Origin of the sequence: Paenarthrobacter sp. NPDC089988 (genome assembly GCF_044748465.1) — a bacterium.
Classification (GTDB): domain Bacteria; phylum Actinomycetota; class Actinomycetes; order Actinomycetales; family Micrococcaceae; genus Arthrobacter.
In genome coordinates this window covers 115053-130667 of record NZ_JBIVGD010000007.1, presented here as the reverse complement: position 1 = coordinate 130667, position 15615 = coordinate 115053, and the positions used below count along the sequence as shown (strand labels likewise).

Sequence of the window (15615 nt, the reverse complement as noted above, 5' to 3'; positions counted from 1 at the left end):
CCTACACACGGCCCCACCTGAGCGGTGCCGCCCCGTACCCACATCTTCAAGGATGACGATGGCTTCCCTTAACAACACCCAAAAACTTGTCGCACTTGGCAGTGTCGAACCCGGTCTCGTGCGGCCGCTCCTGGCCGAAAACCAGCAGCTCGTGCTTGACCCTACCGAAGAGGATCTGGCCACCGCCGACGGCGCTATCGTCCGTGCAGCGTATCGGGTGGATCGGGACCTGCTGGACCGCATGCCTTCGTTGAAGGTCATCGCCAGGACCGGTGTAGGAACAGATCTCGTCGATGTCGCCGAAGCCGACCGCCGCGGCATTCCCGTGGTCATCACGCCCGGAAGCAACACTGCCTCCGTCGCAGAGGGGGTATTCGCCCACCTTCTGGCCCTGGTGAAGCGGCTTGCTCCGCTCACAGGCCTGGTCCGCGAAGGGCGCTGGGACGAACGGTCAGGCGTTGATATTGGGGATCTTGAAGGATTCACTCTGGGCATCATCGGCTACGGGCGTATCGGCCGCCGTGTGGCACGCATCGCCGAAGCCTTCGACCTGGCCGTCCTCGCCTACGATCCCTACGCCGAAATCCCCGAAGCAAGCCGGTGCGCGACCGTCGAAGAACTCCTTGAACGCAGCGACTTCGTCACCCTCCACGCACCTCTGACACCGGAAAACCGGAACCTGATCAACGCTGAGCGCCTGCGGGCCATGAGACCGGGTGCGGTCATCATCAACTGCTCCCGGGGCGGCCTGGTCGACCTCGACGCCGCCTACCAGGCCTTGCAGTCCGGGCACCTCGCAGGGCTTGGCCTTGATGTCTTCGACCCGGAGCCACCTGCCCACCACCCGGTGTTCGACCATGACAACGTCACCCTCACCCCGCACCTGATGGGGTTCACCAAACAAGGGATGGCCCACACCGTCCGGGACGCCGCCCAAGGCGCCGTCGACGTTCTCGCCGGACGCGCACCGATGGCGGTGGCACGGCCATGACGGTCCGCGTAGGAGTCATCGGTACCGGCGTCATGGGCGCCGAACACGCCCGTATCCTGCAGGGAAGCATCTCAGGGGCAACGGTGACGGCTGTTGCCGATACGATCTACGGGCGAGCCCAGGCAGTGGCTGCCGACACCGGGGCCCGCAGCTTCAACTCAGCAGAAGAACTCATCGCTTCCCCCTTCGTCGACGCAGTGCTCATCGCCTCGCATGACAGCGTCCACGCCGCACAGGTCAAAGCCTGCCTCGCCGAGGGCAAACCAGTGCTGTGTGAAAAACCGCTGGCGCCCACCACGGAGGAGTGCCAGGAACTGGTCGCCCTCGAATCCGTTCTTGCAGGGAACCCCCTGATTTCGGTCGGCTTCATGCGCCGCTTCGACCCCGCTTACCGTGACCTCAAAGCCACTTTGCGGGCAGGCGGCATCGGGCAGGCACTCATGGTCCGCAGTTCGCACCGGAACGTGCACTCATACCCGGGCGGTGACTCAGCTGCGACCATCACCAACTCCGGCATCCACGAAATAGATATCACCGCCTGGTTGCTCGACTCGCCCATCGACGGGGTGAGCTGGCACGCCCCCAAGAGCACACGTGAAGACACCACCCGCCAAGACCCGCAGGTCTTCCACCTCCACACCCGCGACGGAGTTCTCAGCATCGTTGACGTCTTTGTCAACGCCCGCTACGGCTACGACGTCCGGTGCGAGGTGGTCGGCGAAACAGGATCCCTGGAACTGGCCGGCCCCCGGCCGACAATCCACAACCGGGCCATGGGACAGACCCGCGCCTACGCAGCCGACTGGCGGCCCGTCTTCGCGGACGCCTACAGGATTCAATCCCAGGCCTGGGTAGATTCCATCGCTGCCGGCACCCCCTCACCATTGGCCACGGCACATGACGCCCTCCACGCCACACGTGTCGCCCAAGCGCTCATCGACTCCATGAACGCCGGCGGAACGACAACCAACGTCGACCACGGAATACCCGCCCCGGCACAGCCCGCCCAGACGACCCCCTAGAAAGGACCGCAAACCATGTCCACTGAACGACCCCTGAAGGTTGCGCTGTTCGGCTCAGGCCGCATCGGGCAAGTCCACGCCCGCAACATCGCCGCCCACCCCGACCTCGAACTGGCCTGGATCGCCGACCCCTTCATCGAAGGAGCCAGGAAACTCGCCGCAGGCACCGGCGCGCTGGCCGTCGAAACCGCCGACGAAGTGTTCGCCAACGCCGACCTGGACGCCATCATCATCGGCTCGCCCACCAACACCCACGTTGACCTGATCTCCCGGGCGATGTCCCAAGGCGTGGCCGCACTGTGCGAGAAGCCCATCGACCTGGACATCGACCGTGTCCTGGCGTGCCGGGACAAAATCCGTGGCAACAAAACCCCGCTCATGCTCGGCTTCAACCGCCGCTTCGACCCGAACTTCGCCGCCATCCAAACCCGGGTGGCAGCAGGGGAGATCGGACGGCTGGAACAGCTGACCATCATCAGCCGTGACCCCGCCCCGGCCCCGGCCAACTACATCGCGACCTCCGGCGGGATCTTCCGCGACATGAGCATCCACGACCTCGATATGGCACGGTTCTTCGTCCCGGACATCATTGAAGTATCCGCCTCCGGCGCCAACGTCTTCTGCGACTACATCGAAGAAGCCGGCGACTTCGACTCCGTCGTCATCTCCCTGCGCGGACGCAACGGCGAACTGATCACCATCACCAACTCCAGGCACAGCAGCTACGGTTACGACCAACGCCTGGAAGCGTTCGGCAGCGAGGGCATGCTCAACGCAGGCAACGTCAGCCCCACCACCGTCCGCAAATACAGTGCTGCCGGAACCGAACAAACCGACGCTTACCTGCCCTTCTTCCTCGAACGCTACGTCGATGCCTACCGCAACGAGCTTGACAGCTTCGCCAAGGCGATCCGCAGCGGCACCGCCTGCAGCCCAGGCTTTGACGACGGCGTCCAGGCCCTCGTCCTGGCCAACGCGGCCGAAGAATCGGCACGTTCCGGCCGGACCGTGAAGATCGGACAGGAGTAACCCATGCCATTGCTGACAGACAAAGTCATCCTCATCAGCGGCGGCACCCAAGGCCTCGGAGCCGGCGTCGCACGCCGCGCCGCCGCCGAAGGCGCCGCAGGCTTGGCCATAACCGGCCGCAACGCGGACAGCGGCGAAGAACTCGCCCGGGAACTGTCCTCGGCAGGAGTGGAAACGCGCTTCATCAAAACCGACCTGGCAGACGTGGAACAGGCCCGCAATTCTGTTCTGGAGACCGTCGCAGCCTTCGGCAAAGTTGACTGCGCAGTCAACGCTGCCGGGCTCACCACCCGCGGCACCATGCTGGACACCACACCGGAGCTCTTCGACGCCCACATCGCGGTGAACCTGAAGTCGCCCTTCTTCATCATGGCTGAAACCATCAAGCACCTGCGCAGCCGCAACGCACCCGGCAACATCCTGAACGTCATCTCCATCGCCGAGCTCGGTGGACAGCCCTACCTTGCCCCTTACGTCGCCGCGAAAGCCGGCCTAGCCGGAGCCACCCGCAACGCAGCCCACGCCCACCGCTGGGACAAGATCCGCATCAACGGTCTGGACATCGGCTGGACCGCCACGGACGGCGAAGCCGAAACCCAGAAGAAATTCCACGGCGCAGGCGATGACTGGCTCGACAAGGCCAACGCTTCCGTCCCCATGGGAAAGCTCGGACAAGTCGACGAGATCGCCGAATTCATTGTCTTTCTCCTCTCCGACAGGAGCGGAGTAGTTACCGGATCAGTCATCGACTGGGACCAGAACGTACTTGGAGGATCAGATTGAGCACCATCACCAGCCGTTTGGCAGCCGCCCCCATCTCCTGGGGCGTTTGTGAGGTCCCGGGATGGGGACACCAACTCGAGGCAGACAAAGTCCTGACCGAAATGACCGCCTTGGGCATCAGCGCCACGGAATTCGGCCCGGAGGGTTTCCTTCCCAAGGAAGCAACCCGGCGAGCCGAGGTCCTGAAACAGCACAACCTCCAGGCGATCGGTGGATTCTTCCCCGTGATTCTTCACGACCCGGCCAAGAGCCCACTGGACGTCGTGGCACCCGAACTGGACGCCTACGAAGCAGCAGGGGCAAGCATCATGGTGCTTGCCGCTGAGACCGGTGTTGCAGGGTACGACCAGCGCCACGAGCTCGACGCCGACGGATGGGATCTTTTCGGACGGAACCTGGACTCCATTGTCAAGGCAGCAGCGGACAAGGGCATCCAGGCCGTGGTCCACCCGCACGTGGGCACCATGATCGAGAGCACCTCGGACGTCAACCGGGTCTTGAACGACACGGCAGCCAACCTCTGCCTGGACACCGGCCACCTGCTCATCGGCGGCACCGACCCCAGCCAGCTCGTGCGCGACTATGCAGCCCGCATCGGGCACACCCACCTCAAAGATGTCCGCAAGGCTCTCGCAGAGCGTGTCCAGGCAGGCGAGCTCTCCTACACCGACGGTGTCAAGACCGGCATGTATGTACCCCTCGGCCAAGGCGATGTCGGCATCGCCGGTATCGTGAAGGATCTGTTGGCGGCAGGTTACTCCGGGTGGTTCACCATGGAACAGGACACCATTCTGGAAGGTGCACCGGCCGATGAAGGTCCCGTCCAGGACGTCCGCCGATCGGTCGCGTTCCTGCGTGCACTGGAACAGGAACTTCACGGATGAGCGCCGTCCGCTGGGGCGTACTCACCACCGCACGTATCGCCCAGGACCGTTTCCTTCCGGCTATCAAGACGGCACGCAACGCCGAGGTGGTTGCCATCAGCAGCCCCAACGGCAAAGCCGCAGCCGTGGCGGAGCAGTTCGGTATTCCGACGGCGTACACCTCCCACGAGGAACTGCTTGCAGATCCCAACGTCGAAGCCGTGTACCTGCCTTTTCCCAACGGTCTCCACACGGAGTGGATCATCGCCGCAGCGGAGGCCGGCAAGGACATTCTCTGCGAGAAGCCATTGGTGGCAAGCCTTGAAGACTACCAACGGGTCCGCGAAGCATGCACCCGCAACGATGTCACCCTGATGGAAGCGTTCATGTACCGTTTCCACCCCCAGCACCAGAAGGTCAAGGAGTACATCAACTCCGGGCGCATCGGGAAACCGGTGTCGCTGCATGCCCGCTTCCATTTCCCGATGGACCGCAGTGAGGGCGAGATCAGGCTGCAGCCCGGTCTCGATGGAGGGGCCATTAACGATGTCGGGTGCTATGCCATCGACATCATGAACATGGTCATGGAACGTGCCCCGCACACGGTCTACGGCCGGGGAACCAGCCCTAATACCGGGGACCCGGTAGAGACATCAGCCGCAGCCATCCTCGACTACGGCGATGTCATCGGCACGCTGGACTGCGGGTTTGAAGGGGGCGGAACCCGAGCCCACACCCTCCACATCATCGGAACCGAAGGGCAGATCAGCCTCGACAAAGCGTTCGACCCAGCGCCTTGGGAAACAGCCAAGGTCACCGTCTCCTCCCGTGACGGACGCGCCGAGACCTGCGACATCGGGGAAGACCAATTCAAGATCGAGATCGAACGGTTCAGCGCCTGGGTCCGTAATTCCAGCGCCGACCTTATCCACCGTCCTCTGACCGAGGAAAACCTTGCAGTCCGCCTGGCACTGCACGAATCCATCGCCACCGGTTTGCCGCGGTACGTCACCGACGTCCACGCGGTTGAATACCACCTATCCCAGGAGCAGTAATGACCGTCATCAACCACTTCATCAGCGGCATTGAGGCCGCAGGCAACGGCACGGAAACCAAGCCCGTGTACAACCCCGCCACCGGCGCCGTCACGGCGCAGCTGCGGCTGGCCAACCGCGACGATCTCGACAACACCGTCGCCATCGCCAAGAAGGCCTCCGAAACCTGGGGCGACATCTCCTTGGCCAAGCGCACCGCCGTCCTGTTCAAGTTCCGCGAACTCGTCGCCTCCCACGTCGATGAACTCGCCGCCCTGATTACCGCCGAGCACGGCAAGGTCCTCTCAGACGCCAGGGGTGAGATCGGCCGCGGCCTGGAAGTCATCGAATTCGCCTGCGGAATTCCGCAGCTGCTCAAAGGTGAGTACTCCGACCAGGCTTCCACCGGCATCGATGTCTTCTCCTTCCGCGAACCCGTCGGTGTTGTCGCCGGGATCACCCCGTTCAATTTCCCCGTCATGGTTCCGTTGTGGATGGCCCCCATGGCAATCGCAACTGGCAACGCCTTCATCCTCAAGCCCTCCCACAGGGTGCCGTCGGCCGCCATGCTGCTGGCCAAGCTGTTCAAGGAAGCCGGGCTGCCCGACGGCGTGTTCCAAGTCCTCCATGGTGACCGCGAAGTCGTCTCCGGCCTGCTCACCCACCCTGACGTCGACGCGATCTCCTTCGTCGGTTCCACGCCGGTGGCCAAGCACATCAACGAGGTCGGGACCGCACACGGCAAGCGCGTCCAGGCCCTTGGAGGGGCGAAGAACCACGCCATCATCCTGCCCGACGCCGATCTGGACAATGCCGCAGACCACGTAGCCGCAGCCGCCTTCGGCTCCGCCGGCCAGCGCTGCATGGCCATCTCCGTCGCCGTCGCCGTGGGAGACGCCGCGGACCTGCTCGTAAAGAAGGTCGAAGAACGCGCCTTGGCCATCAACGTCAAGAACGGCACGGAATCCGACGCCGACATGGGCCCGGTCATCAGCCCGGAATCAAAAAACTTCATCCTCAAAACCGTCAGCGAGGCCGAAGCCGCCGGCGCCGCGATGGTCGTGGACGGCCGCGAGCTCATCGTCCCGGGCCATGAAGAGGGCTTCTGGGTTGGACCGACCGTGATCGACCACGTGAAGACCGAGATGAGCGCCTACACCGAGGAGATCTTCGGACCCGTGCTCGTGGTGGTCCGCGTCGATACCCTCGAGGACGGCATCAATCTGATCAACGCCAACCCGTACGGCAACGGCACAGCGATCTTCACCTCTTCGGGAGCAGCGGCACGGAAGTTCCAGCGCTCGGTGGACGTCGGAATGATTGGTATCAACGTGCCCCTGCCCGTTCCGGTCGCCTACTACTCCTTCGGTGGATGGAAGGCCTCGCTCTTCGGCGACAAGCACATCTACGGACCCGAAGGCGTCTCCTTCTACACCCGCGGAAAGGTCGTTACCTCCCGCTGGCCCGAAGCTGACCACGCCTCCGGTGCCTCCTACAACTTCCCCTCAACCTAAAGGGGAATCCGGCTGCGGTGCGCGGTGGCACTGGCACTGGGCCCCAGCGCACAGCTCCGGAAACAGGGGCCGGACCGGTATACGGGTCCGGCCCCTGTCATCTGCCTCCCAAGGCCTCACCATGTCCGCAAGATGCTTATCCAGGCGGAGATCACATGAACAGCTACTACCCTCTGGCCCTGCTCATAGCCAGGCAACAACTGGCAGAAGCACGAAGTGCGCTACCCGACGCGCCGACTGTGCAACGAGCAACCAGCTCCAATGGAAAACCTGAAGGACTCTGGCGAGGAAGAATCGCCACAATCCTCCATCGCGTGGCCTGGGCCATTGAAATGCCCGCTCGGCACCGCCGATGACGAATATGTCTGAGCTGGGGAGAGCGGCGCGTCTTGCCACCAAGAACGTCTCAACGATGACGAGCACCGGTAGCCTCGGGGGGTCACGGCATAAGACCGGTAAATTCAGCAGCTGCGGGGCGCTGCGCTCTTTGCCAGGACCCCGTCATGAATTGTGTCCATAACTTGCCAGCCCTGCCTCTGGAGCCCGCCGTGGTGTGCGGATCGTTAGGGCCGGGCTGGCCGGTTTACCTGCAACCCCGGAATGGAGCACGATGCTGAATGGTCGCGACGCTAGGTCAGAGAGCTATGGCGTTGTTGTCCATTGCTTCGGTGGCCCCGTCCAGTTCTTGTCGGGCCAAGAGCCGTTCGGAAATGATGGCTGCTGCCTGCTTGACGGCAAGTACCGCACGTTCGACGTCGACGTCGCGGCGTTCCCTCTCGTCCCAGGCGACGCCGACGCTGCCGAGCGAGGTTTTCTGGTCTGTGAGGACGGGGGCGGCAACGCTGTAGACGCCTGGGTTGAACTCACCCTTGGTGAGTGAGTATCCGTCTTTTTTGATCTGGCCCAGGGCCGCCCGGAATTCCGCCCAGTTGCTGCCCAGCCCGGAACTGGCGATCTCCGCTTGTTGGCGTGGGTAGATGGCCTTCAGCCGGTGATGGGGCAGGTAGGCGAGGATGACCTTGGATACGGCGCCTTGGAACAGGGGGCGGCGTTGTCCGCGGCTGAAGCGGTTGGTGGGGCTTTGCGGGGCACGGGCCTCCCCGACGCACAGCACGGAGTCGTGGTAAGCGGTACATAGAAGGGCCGAGTGGCCGATGGTGGCAACAAGGTCTTCCAGAATCCCGTGGCTGGCCAGGAGCAGCGGGTCGGTTAGCCGGATTTGGAGGTCCATTTCGATGATGCCCGGGCCTAGCGTGTAGTAGCCGTTGCGGGAGGAGTTCAGCAGCCCGGCATCGTGAAGGGTCTTGATGTACCGGTATCCGGTCGACCTGGAGGTTTCCAACGTTTCGATGATCTCGGCTGTGGACCATACAGGTGCTGTTTCGCTGAACAGCTGCAGGATATTGAGCATTTTGCCCAAGCTGCTGGCACTGTCTGTCGCGGCTGTGAGCTCGATATTGCCGCGTAGCGATTCGTTGGATTTCACGACAGGGGTCCGTGCCCTTCTCTTGGCGGCCTACTCAGCGACGTCACAAAGCAAGCACGATTCTTGGCAGAATTCTCACGATACAGGATATCGTACGCGCCTTGTCGGGTTCTATGTCGAGTAAATGGAACCGGGCCTGAGCGGATGCTGTTTCGCCGCTCAGGCCCGGGGCTGGGGGCCGGCTCCGGTCCGTGCGTTATGCGCGGGGGACGGCCATGTACTTGTATTCGAGGAACTCGTCGATCCCTACGCGGCCGCCTTCGCGGCCGAGGCCGGAGGCTTTGACGCCTCCGAATGGTGCCGCGGCATTGGCAACGATGCCGGTGTTGAGGCCGAGCATGCCGACTTCAAGGGCTTCGCCAACGCGGAAGCCTCGGTCCACGTCCTGGGTGAACAGGTAGCCGACCAGGCCGTAGGGGGTGTCGTTGGCCATGCGGATGGCTTCCTCTTCGGTGTCGAAGGGGATGACGGGAGCAACGGGACCGAAAATTTCCTCGGTCATGAGGCTAGCTTCGGTGGGAACATCCGACAGGACAGTGGGGGAGTAGAAGTACCCGGGACGTTCGGGCCGGGTACCCCCGGTGATGACTTTGGCTCCCTTGGCCACGGCATCGTCGACAAGTTCCTGGACTTTGCGTCGGGCTTTCTCTTCAACGAGCGGGCCGACCTGGGTGCCGGGTTCTGCTCCATCGCCGACGGATAACGCGCTGAGCCGTTCGCCCAGACGGCGGGCGAATTCTTCGGCGACGGGCCGCTGGACGAAGATCCGGTTGGCCGCCGTGCAAGCCTCACCCATGTTGCGCATCTTGGCTGCGACGGCTCCTTCGACGGCACGGTCAAGGTCGGAGTCCTCGAAGACGATGAAGGGGGCGTTGCCGCCGAGTTCCATAGAGGAGCGCATGACGTGCTGCGATGCCTGGGCGAGCAGACGGACACCGACTTCCGTGGAGCCGGTGAAGCTGATCTTGCGGGCGATGCCGCTGGTCATCCACGGGGTGACGACTGCGGAGGCCTTGGTTGTGGGAACAACGTTCAGGACGCCTGCGGGGAGGCCAGCCTCTACCAGGATGTCGACCAGTGCCAGGGACGTCAGTGGAGTGAGGGCTGCCGGCTTGAAGACGATGGTGCAGCCAGCGGCGATGGCCGGGCCGATTTTGCGCATGCCCATCGCGATCGGGAAGTTCCACGGGGTGACGAGAACGCAGGGGCCTACGGGTTCGCGGGTGACCAGGACGCGTGTTTTTCCGTCGCTGGACTGGGTCAGGTCGCCTCCGATGCGGACGGCTTCTTCGGAGAACCAGCGGAAGTAATCGGCGGCGTAGGCGACCTCACCCTTGGCTTCGGCCAAGGGCTTGCCCATTTCGGTGGTCATGATGAGGGCCAACTCGTCCTGGCGGGCCATGACAATGTCGTAGGCGCGGCGGAGGATTTCGCTGCGCTCCCGCGGTGAGGTCTTGGCCCATTCCTTCTGCACGCGGCCAGCGGTTTCGATGGCTCGCTGTGCGTCCTCCGGGCCGCCGTCGGCCACCGTGGCAATCACTTCTTCGGTCGCGGGATTCACGACATCGAAGCGGGCGCCTGAGGCGGCTTCGACCCATTCGCCATCAATGAAGAGGTTGGTGCTGACTTTGGCGATGGTTGCGGCTGCCTTCGCGGACAGCTGGGAGCCGGTGGTTGTTTGGGTAGTCATGAGGGTTCCTTTTCTGCGCTGGAGGAGAGTGCCTTGGTGGTGTCCGGGGAGAGTGGTTGATCGCCGGGATCGAGCAGCTGGGCGAGATGCAGGCCCGGCCTCGATGCGTCGAGTTGATTGACCTGCATCGCACATGAAAAGCCATCCGTGAGAATCACTGAGGCCGCGGTTGTTGCTCTGAGTGCTGGTGCGAGGGCTTGTTCAGCGACGAGCATGCTGACGTCGAAGTGTTGTTTCTCGAAGCCAAAGTTTCCGGCAACCCCACAGCAGCCTGTCGCGTCCACGACGTCATCGACGCCGACAGCACCCAGCGCAGCGCGCTGCGTTGCCGCGCCGAAAACGGAGTACTCGTGGCAGTGCGTCTGCAGTACCACTTGTTCCGGGAGCGGGCTCTGCGGGGCAGGCTTCCAGCCGGCCTTGGTCAGTTCGTGGATGTGGGAAGCGAAGCTGCGGACTCTGGCAGCGACTCTGCGCGCCTGTTCGGTGTGGACGAGCTCGGGAAGATCTTTACGAAGGGCTGCGGCGCAGCTGGGCTCGACGACCACGATTGGCCGGTCGGTGCCGTCATCGAGGGCCGCTGCGGCGTTTCCCAGCAACTTCTTCGCGGCATCCAGCTGTCCTGTCGAGATCCAAGTCAGCCCACAGCAGGCATCCGCGGAGCACTCCGTGGGGCCGGTTCCGGCGAGTACACGCGCTGCCGCGGCTGCGACCTCCGGGCGGAATCCCTTGGTGAACGTGTCGACGAACAGCACCACGCCTTCGGCGGCGCCTGTATCGGAACCGGCCGGGGTGACGCCGGCGGCTGAGACTGCGGTGCGCCATTCGTGGGCTCCGGCAAACCGGGGCATTGACCTTTTCGTTGTGAGTCCGCCCAGGGCAGAGGCCACCTTCGCCAGGGGGGTGGCCATGACGGCGTTCACGACCGGGGCGATGCGTCCGGTGATCTTCAACCAGCGCGGCAGCCAACCGAGCGAAAAGTGCGAGAGGGGACGGCGCTTGCCGTCGTAGTAGTGGGAGAAGAACTCGGATTTGTAGGTGGCCATGTCAACGCCGGTGGGGCAGTCGCTGGAGCAGGCCTTGCACGCCAGGCACAGGTCCAGCGCTTCCCGGACCTCCTCGGATTTCCACCCTTCTTCAACGGTCCGGGCACCGCGGACCATATCCTGCAGGACACGTGAGCGACCGCGGGTGGAGTCCTTCTCGTCTTTGGTGGCGCGGTAGCTGGGGCACATTACCCCGCCGCCATCTGAGCGGCAGCGGCCCACCCCAATGCAACTCTGGACGGCATCGACCCAGGGATCCAACGTCGAAGATCCGACGGGGCGCAGGTCGAAGCTGGTGCGCCATTCCCGCTCCGGCACACCGGCGAGGGCCAGGTTTGCGTCCATCGGATCAGGATCTGTCATGGATCCCGGGTTCAGGATCCCGGCAGGGTCCCAAAGCCGGCGGCATTCGGCAAAAGCTGCCATCACCTCGGGGGAGTACATCAGGGGCAACAGCTCCGAGCGGGCGCGACCATCGCCGTGTTCACCGGAGAGCGATCCGCCGTGGCGGACAACCAGTTCAGCGGCGGCGCTTGTGAACTTCCGGAAGACCTCACGGCCTTCTTCGCTGCGCAAGTCATAGGTGATGCGGATGTGCATGCACCCGGCACCAAAATGCCCGTACATCACTCCGGTGAGATCGTATTCGGCCAGCAACTCCCGGAGGTCCGCTAGATAGTCCGCGAGTCGTTCCGGGGCGACGGCGGAGTCTTCCCAGCCGGGCCACGATTGCCCGCCGGAGGCCAGCCGCGAGGACAGCCCCGCGCCGTCTTCACGCACGCGCCACAGGGAGGCCCGTTCGGCAGGGTCGGCGGCGGCCCGGCCTTGGACAAGCCGCCCGTTCTCTGCCAACCGGGCCAGCAATAGCTCAGCCTGGGACCGGACGGCGTCCATGTCGTCGCCGTCGAGGTCGACAAAGAGCCAGGCCCGGCCTTCGGGCAGACCCAGGACCGAGTCCGGACCGCGGCGGTGTCGCATGGTGGCGACGATGGCCTCATCGGTGCCTTCGACGGCGGCAGGGTTGAACCTCAGGATCGTGGGAATGTCACGGGCCGCGTCGACGACATCCTCGTAGCCGAGACACACGAGCAGTGCGGCGGCCGGTTTCGGCACGAGTTTCATGCGGGCGCCGACCACGATGGCCCACGTACCTTCGGAACCGACCACGGCGCGGGCGATGTTGAATTTCTTCTCGGGCAGCAGATTCTCAAGGTGGTAACCCGACACCTGGCGCGGGATGTTGCCGAATTCGAGACGGAAGGTGCTGAGGTTCTCGTGCGCGATCCGGGCCAGTGCTGTGCTGAGGACAGAGGCGCGGGCAGCCGAGACAGAGTCCGAGGCGTCGGTGGCTCGAAGCCCCGTTTCGGTGGCCGTCAGCCGTGCTCCGTCGGAAGTCACCAGGTCAATTTCCGCCACGTGGTCGGACGTGCGGCCGTAGCGGACGGAATGGTTGCCGCAGGCGTCGTTGGCGATGGATCCGCCGACTGTGGCGCGGTTCTTGGAGGAAGGATCGGGGGCGAAGGTGGAACGGCCGCCGGTGGCGCGTTCGACTTCACGGGAGAGGACCGAGAGGATGACGCCGGGCTGGACGTCGACGGTTCCGGCGTCCTCATCGATGGCGAGGATTTGGTTCATGTACCGCGAGAAGTCCAGGACAAGGCCAGGGCCGACGGCGTTGCCGGCCATGGAGGTCCCGCCGCCTCGGGCGATGAGGGGGGTACCGCTTGCCCGGCACACGGCAACGGCCGCGACGACGTCCTCCACGGTGCGGGGGAACGCGACTGCCAGTGGTTCCACCCGGTAGTTGGAAGCGTCGTAGGAGTATTCGGACCGGCGCCTGGGCGATGCATCTGCAGGGATCCCGGCGCTCTCAAGGTCCGTGAGCAAGGATGTTGCCCGGTGATGGTCGGTCGTGATCGCACCCGCGCTGGAGCCCGTCGAGACACCTTGGTTCGGGTGTGGGGGCGAGAGCGGTTCGGGACGGGGCAACACCGGATGGCTGGCCGATTCGGTCATGGGCGTGAGTTCTTTCTTGAGGGCAGGCAGTAGCCGGTGAAGCGCGACACCAGAGCGCTGGGGCCGGTGCCGCGCTTCAAGGAATCGACTTAGAACGTGTGCAGCACTGCGCGCAGGAACTCGGTCGGCTCGATGGCTTCAAGGGGCACCGGACCCTCATTGGCAAGGAATTCGTAGCCGGACTCGGGGCCGTACTTTTCTCCGCCGGCGGTGACCTGGCCCTTGATCTGGAACAGGATTTCAATGGAGGGGAACTGGCCGGCCTGGTAGATGGCCCCGGCATCGAGCTTCAGGAAGCCAATCCGGAAGTTGCGTTCGGTGAAGCTGCCCAACCACTTTTCGGCTACGCCTTCGTCGGCGGTGGGAAGCCAGTCGTACGCTTCAGGGTTGATCGCGATGACATCCTCGTACCGAGGAGTGGCGAATTCCAGTTTGCGGCCAGTGGCGTGCTCGAAAATTGCCTGCGACCCGTCGACGGCCTGCTCCACGCCGTTATCGTCCGTGTAGTGGTACAGGCCCTTCTTGAACTCACCGCTCTTGGCCAGCTCAGCATTGCCGGCCTCGCGCTGGGCGACGCTCAGGTAGCCCTGGCCGCTGGCGCCGCCGGCCTGCAGCACCATGGTCCGAAGGCCTTCAGCGCGGGCCTGGGGTCCGTAGTGGACACTTTCCGGGAAATAGCCAACCCAGCCCTGCTCCAGGACATCCTTCTCGGTATAGGGCAGACGGCCCTCGATCACATAGCGGACCTGGTCGAAGTTGTGCCGGTGCCGGGGAGTTCCCCAGCCACCACCACCGGTCAGGCCCATGTTCAGGTCGTAATTGTTGGGCGAACCGTCCTCACCGAACAACAGGTGTTTCTGGTCAAGCTTGCCTTCACGCATGCTTCCGACTCGTTCGCTGCCGATATCGGCTGACTTGCTGACGCGCATCTCTTGCTCCTTCACAAAAGTCGAATAATCCCGCGGCGAGAGCCGGTGGGCTGAGGCGATATGGCCAGTCCGCTTCCGTTCCTTGGGCATCGGTGACGGACCAGCTGCCATGATTGACGTTATCCCATATTGCGGGATATTGTCTATAGCAACAGGAATGCCGCTCTTGATGCCTCACCGGCCAAAGGCTCTCCCAGATGCTGCTCAACGATGACGCTTCCCCGGCTGGGAAAGGTCTTCCAGGAACGTCGTCTGCAGGCTGGCCCGGACGAGACGCAACGCGGATCAGCGAGGCACTCAAACGCCCCACCGCCTGCCCATCCACCACAACAAGCGACGCCACGAGGATCGACTATGACGACGACATCCCTGACCCACACACCCCAGGACTCCGGCGTACCGGCAGCGGCCAGGGACTTCAGCGTGGAGGACCGGGTGGTCCTTATCACCGGCGCTGCCCAAGGCATCGGCCGTGAGCTGGCCCGCCAGTTCGCCGCGGCAGGAGCCCGCCCCGTCATTGCCGACCTTGATCTCGGCAAAGCCGCATCCGTCGTGAAGGAAATTGAGGCCGCCGGCGGTACGGGCCTTGCCGTCCAGGTCAACGTCGCAGATGAGGCATCCGTCGAAGCCATGGTGGAGACGATCGTCTCCACATGGGGACGGATCGACGTGCTCATCAACAACGCATCCATCTTCGCGACCATCGAAAAGGGACCGTTTGACCAGATCCCCCTGGCCCAATGGGAACAGGTGCTCAAGGTCAACGTCACCGGAACGTACCTGTGCGTGCGTGCTGTCGCCGCCCACATGCGTGAGGCCGGATTCGGCCGGATCATCAACATTTCCTCTGACTCGGTGACCCGCGGCACGGTGAACTACCTGCACTACGTCACCTCCAAGTCCGCCGTGATCGGCATGACCAACGCCCTGGCCCGGGAACTGGGTGGCTACGGCGTAACGGTCAACTGTGTTCGACCCGGCATGGTCGCCACTGAAGTCGAGCGCACGGTCAACCCCACCGTTGAGGGCCGGGAGCGCGCAGCATCGCAGCAATGCATCCCCAGGGGCATGGTCCCCACCGATCTCGTCGGGGTGATGTTCTTCCTGGCCACACCCGCATCAGCCTTCATCACCGGACAAACGATCGCCTGCGATGGCGGCTACACCCACAGCAGCTAAGTACGACACGGCCCCACAGTCTGAGGAGACCTCGTT

12 protein-coding genes are annotated in these 15615 nt (G+C 63.8%); 8 read left to right on the top strand and 4 right to left on the bottom strand.

All coding sequences use genetic code 11. The features are described 5' to 3' along the window. The first annotated feature begins 58 nt into the window (after nt 1-58). The 7 genes from ACIPV6_RS10655 to ACIPV6_RS10625 are packed head-to-tail and all read left to right on the top strand — an operon-like array spanning nt 59 to nt 7236. Nucleotides 59-991 carry a hydroxyacid dehydrogenase gene (locus tag ACIPV6_RS10655; protein WP_400270846.1) on the top strand — a complete coding sequence of 311 codons (933 nt, stop codon included), beginning with the start codon at nt 59-61 and terminating at the stop codon, nt 989-991. After that, entirely contained in the window at nt 988-2013 is a 1026-nt protein-coding gene (locus ACIPV6_RS10650) for a Gfo/Idh/MocA family protein (RefSeq protein ID WP_400270845.1), read from the top strand. Before ACIPV6_RS10655 ends, ACIPV6_RS10650 begins: the two co-directional genes overlap by 4 nt. Nucleotides 2014-2028: 15 nt before the next feature. Next, nucleotides 2029-3042 (top strand): inositol 2-dehydrogenase, encoded by a 1014-nt coding sequence (iolG, locus tag ACIPV6_RS10645; protein ID WP_400270844.1) that lies wholly within the window; start codon nt 2029-2031, stop codon nt 3040-3042. A 3-nt stretch (nt 3043-3045) separates the two neighbouring features. Continuing rightward, nucleotides 3046-3825, top strand: a complete 780-nt coding sequence (locus ACIPV6_RS10640; RefSeq protein ID WP_400270843.1) for an SDR family oxidoreductase — start codon at nt 3046-3048, stop codon at nt 3823-3825. Beyond that, complete coding sequence (locus ACIPV6_RS10635) at nt 3822-4709, top strand: sugar phosphate isomerase/epimerase family protein (RefSeq protein WP_400270842.1); 888 nt, start codon at nt 3822-3824, stop codon at nt 4707-4709. The genes ACIPV6_RS10640 and ACIPV6_RS10635 overlap by 4 nt, the downstream gene beginning before the upstream one ends. Next, entirely contained in the window at nt 4706-5743 is a 1038-nt protein-coding gene (locus ACIPV6_RS10630; RefSeq protein ID WP_400270841.1) for a Gfo/Idh/MocA family protein, read from the top strand. Before ACIPV6_RS10635 ends, ACIPV6_RS10630 begins: the two co-directional genes overlap by 4 nt. Next, the gene (locus ACIPV6_RS10625; protein WP_400270840.1) at nt 5743-7236 is read left to right on the top strand and encodes a CoA-acylating methylmalonate-semialdehyde dehydrogenase; all 1494 of its coding nucleotides are present in this window, start codon (nt 5743-5745) and stop codon (nt 7234-7236) included. Before ACIPV6_RS10630 ends, ACIPV6_RS10625 begins: the two co-directional genes overlap by 1 nt. A 634-nt stretch (nt 7237-7870) precedes the next feature. Here ACIPV6_RS10625 and ACIPV6_RS10620 read toward each other — a convergent pair. From ACIPV6_RS10620 to ACIPV6_RS10605, 4 genes are all read right to left on the bottom strand, one after another. Beyond that, complete coding sequence (locus ACIPV6_RS10620; protein ID WP_400270839.1) at nt 7871-8722, bottom strand: IclR family transcriptional regulator; 852 nt, start codon at nt 8720-8722, stop codon at nt 7871-7873. A gap of 196 nt (nt 8723-8918) precedes the next feature. Continuing rightward, entirely contained in the window at nt 8919-10412 is a 1494-nt protein-coding gene (locus ACIPV6_RS10615) for an NAD-dependent succinate-semialdehyde dehydrogenase (protein WP_400270838.1), read from the bottom strand. Then, complete coding sequence (locus ACIPV6_RS10610; RefSeq protein ID WP_400270837.1) at nt 10409-13471, bottom strand: FAD-binding and (Fe-S)-binding domain-containing protein; 3063 nt, start codon at nt 13469-13471, stop codon at nt 10409-10411. The genes ACIPV6_RS10615 and ACIPV6_RS10610 overlap by 4 nt, the downstream gene beginning before the upstream one ends. Before the next feature lie 89 nt (nt 13472-13560). Further along, nucleotides 13561-14400 (bottom strand): hypothetical protein, encoded by an 840-nt coding sequence (locus ACIPV6_RS10605; protein WP_400270836.1) that lies wholly within the window; start codon nt 14398-14400, stop codon nt 13561-13563. Between the two features lie 354 nt (nt 14401-14754). Between ACIPV6_RS10605 and ACIPV6_RS10600 the strand changes: the two genes are divergently transcribed. Next, a complete protein-coding gene (locus ACIPV6_RS10600) occupies nt 14755-15579 on the top strand; it encodes an SDR family NAD(P)-dependent oxidoreductase (protein WP_400270835.1) in 825 nt (274 codons plus the stop codon). Nucleotides 15580-15615 lie beyond the last annotated feature (36 nt).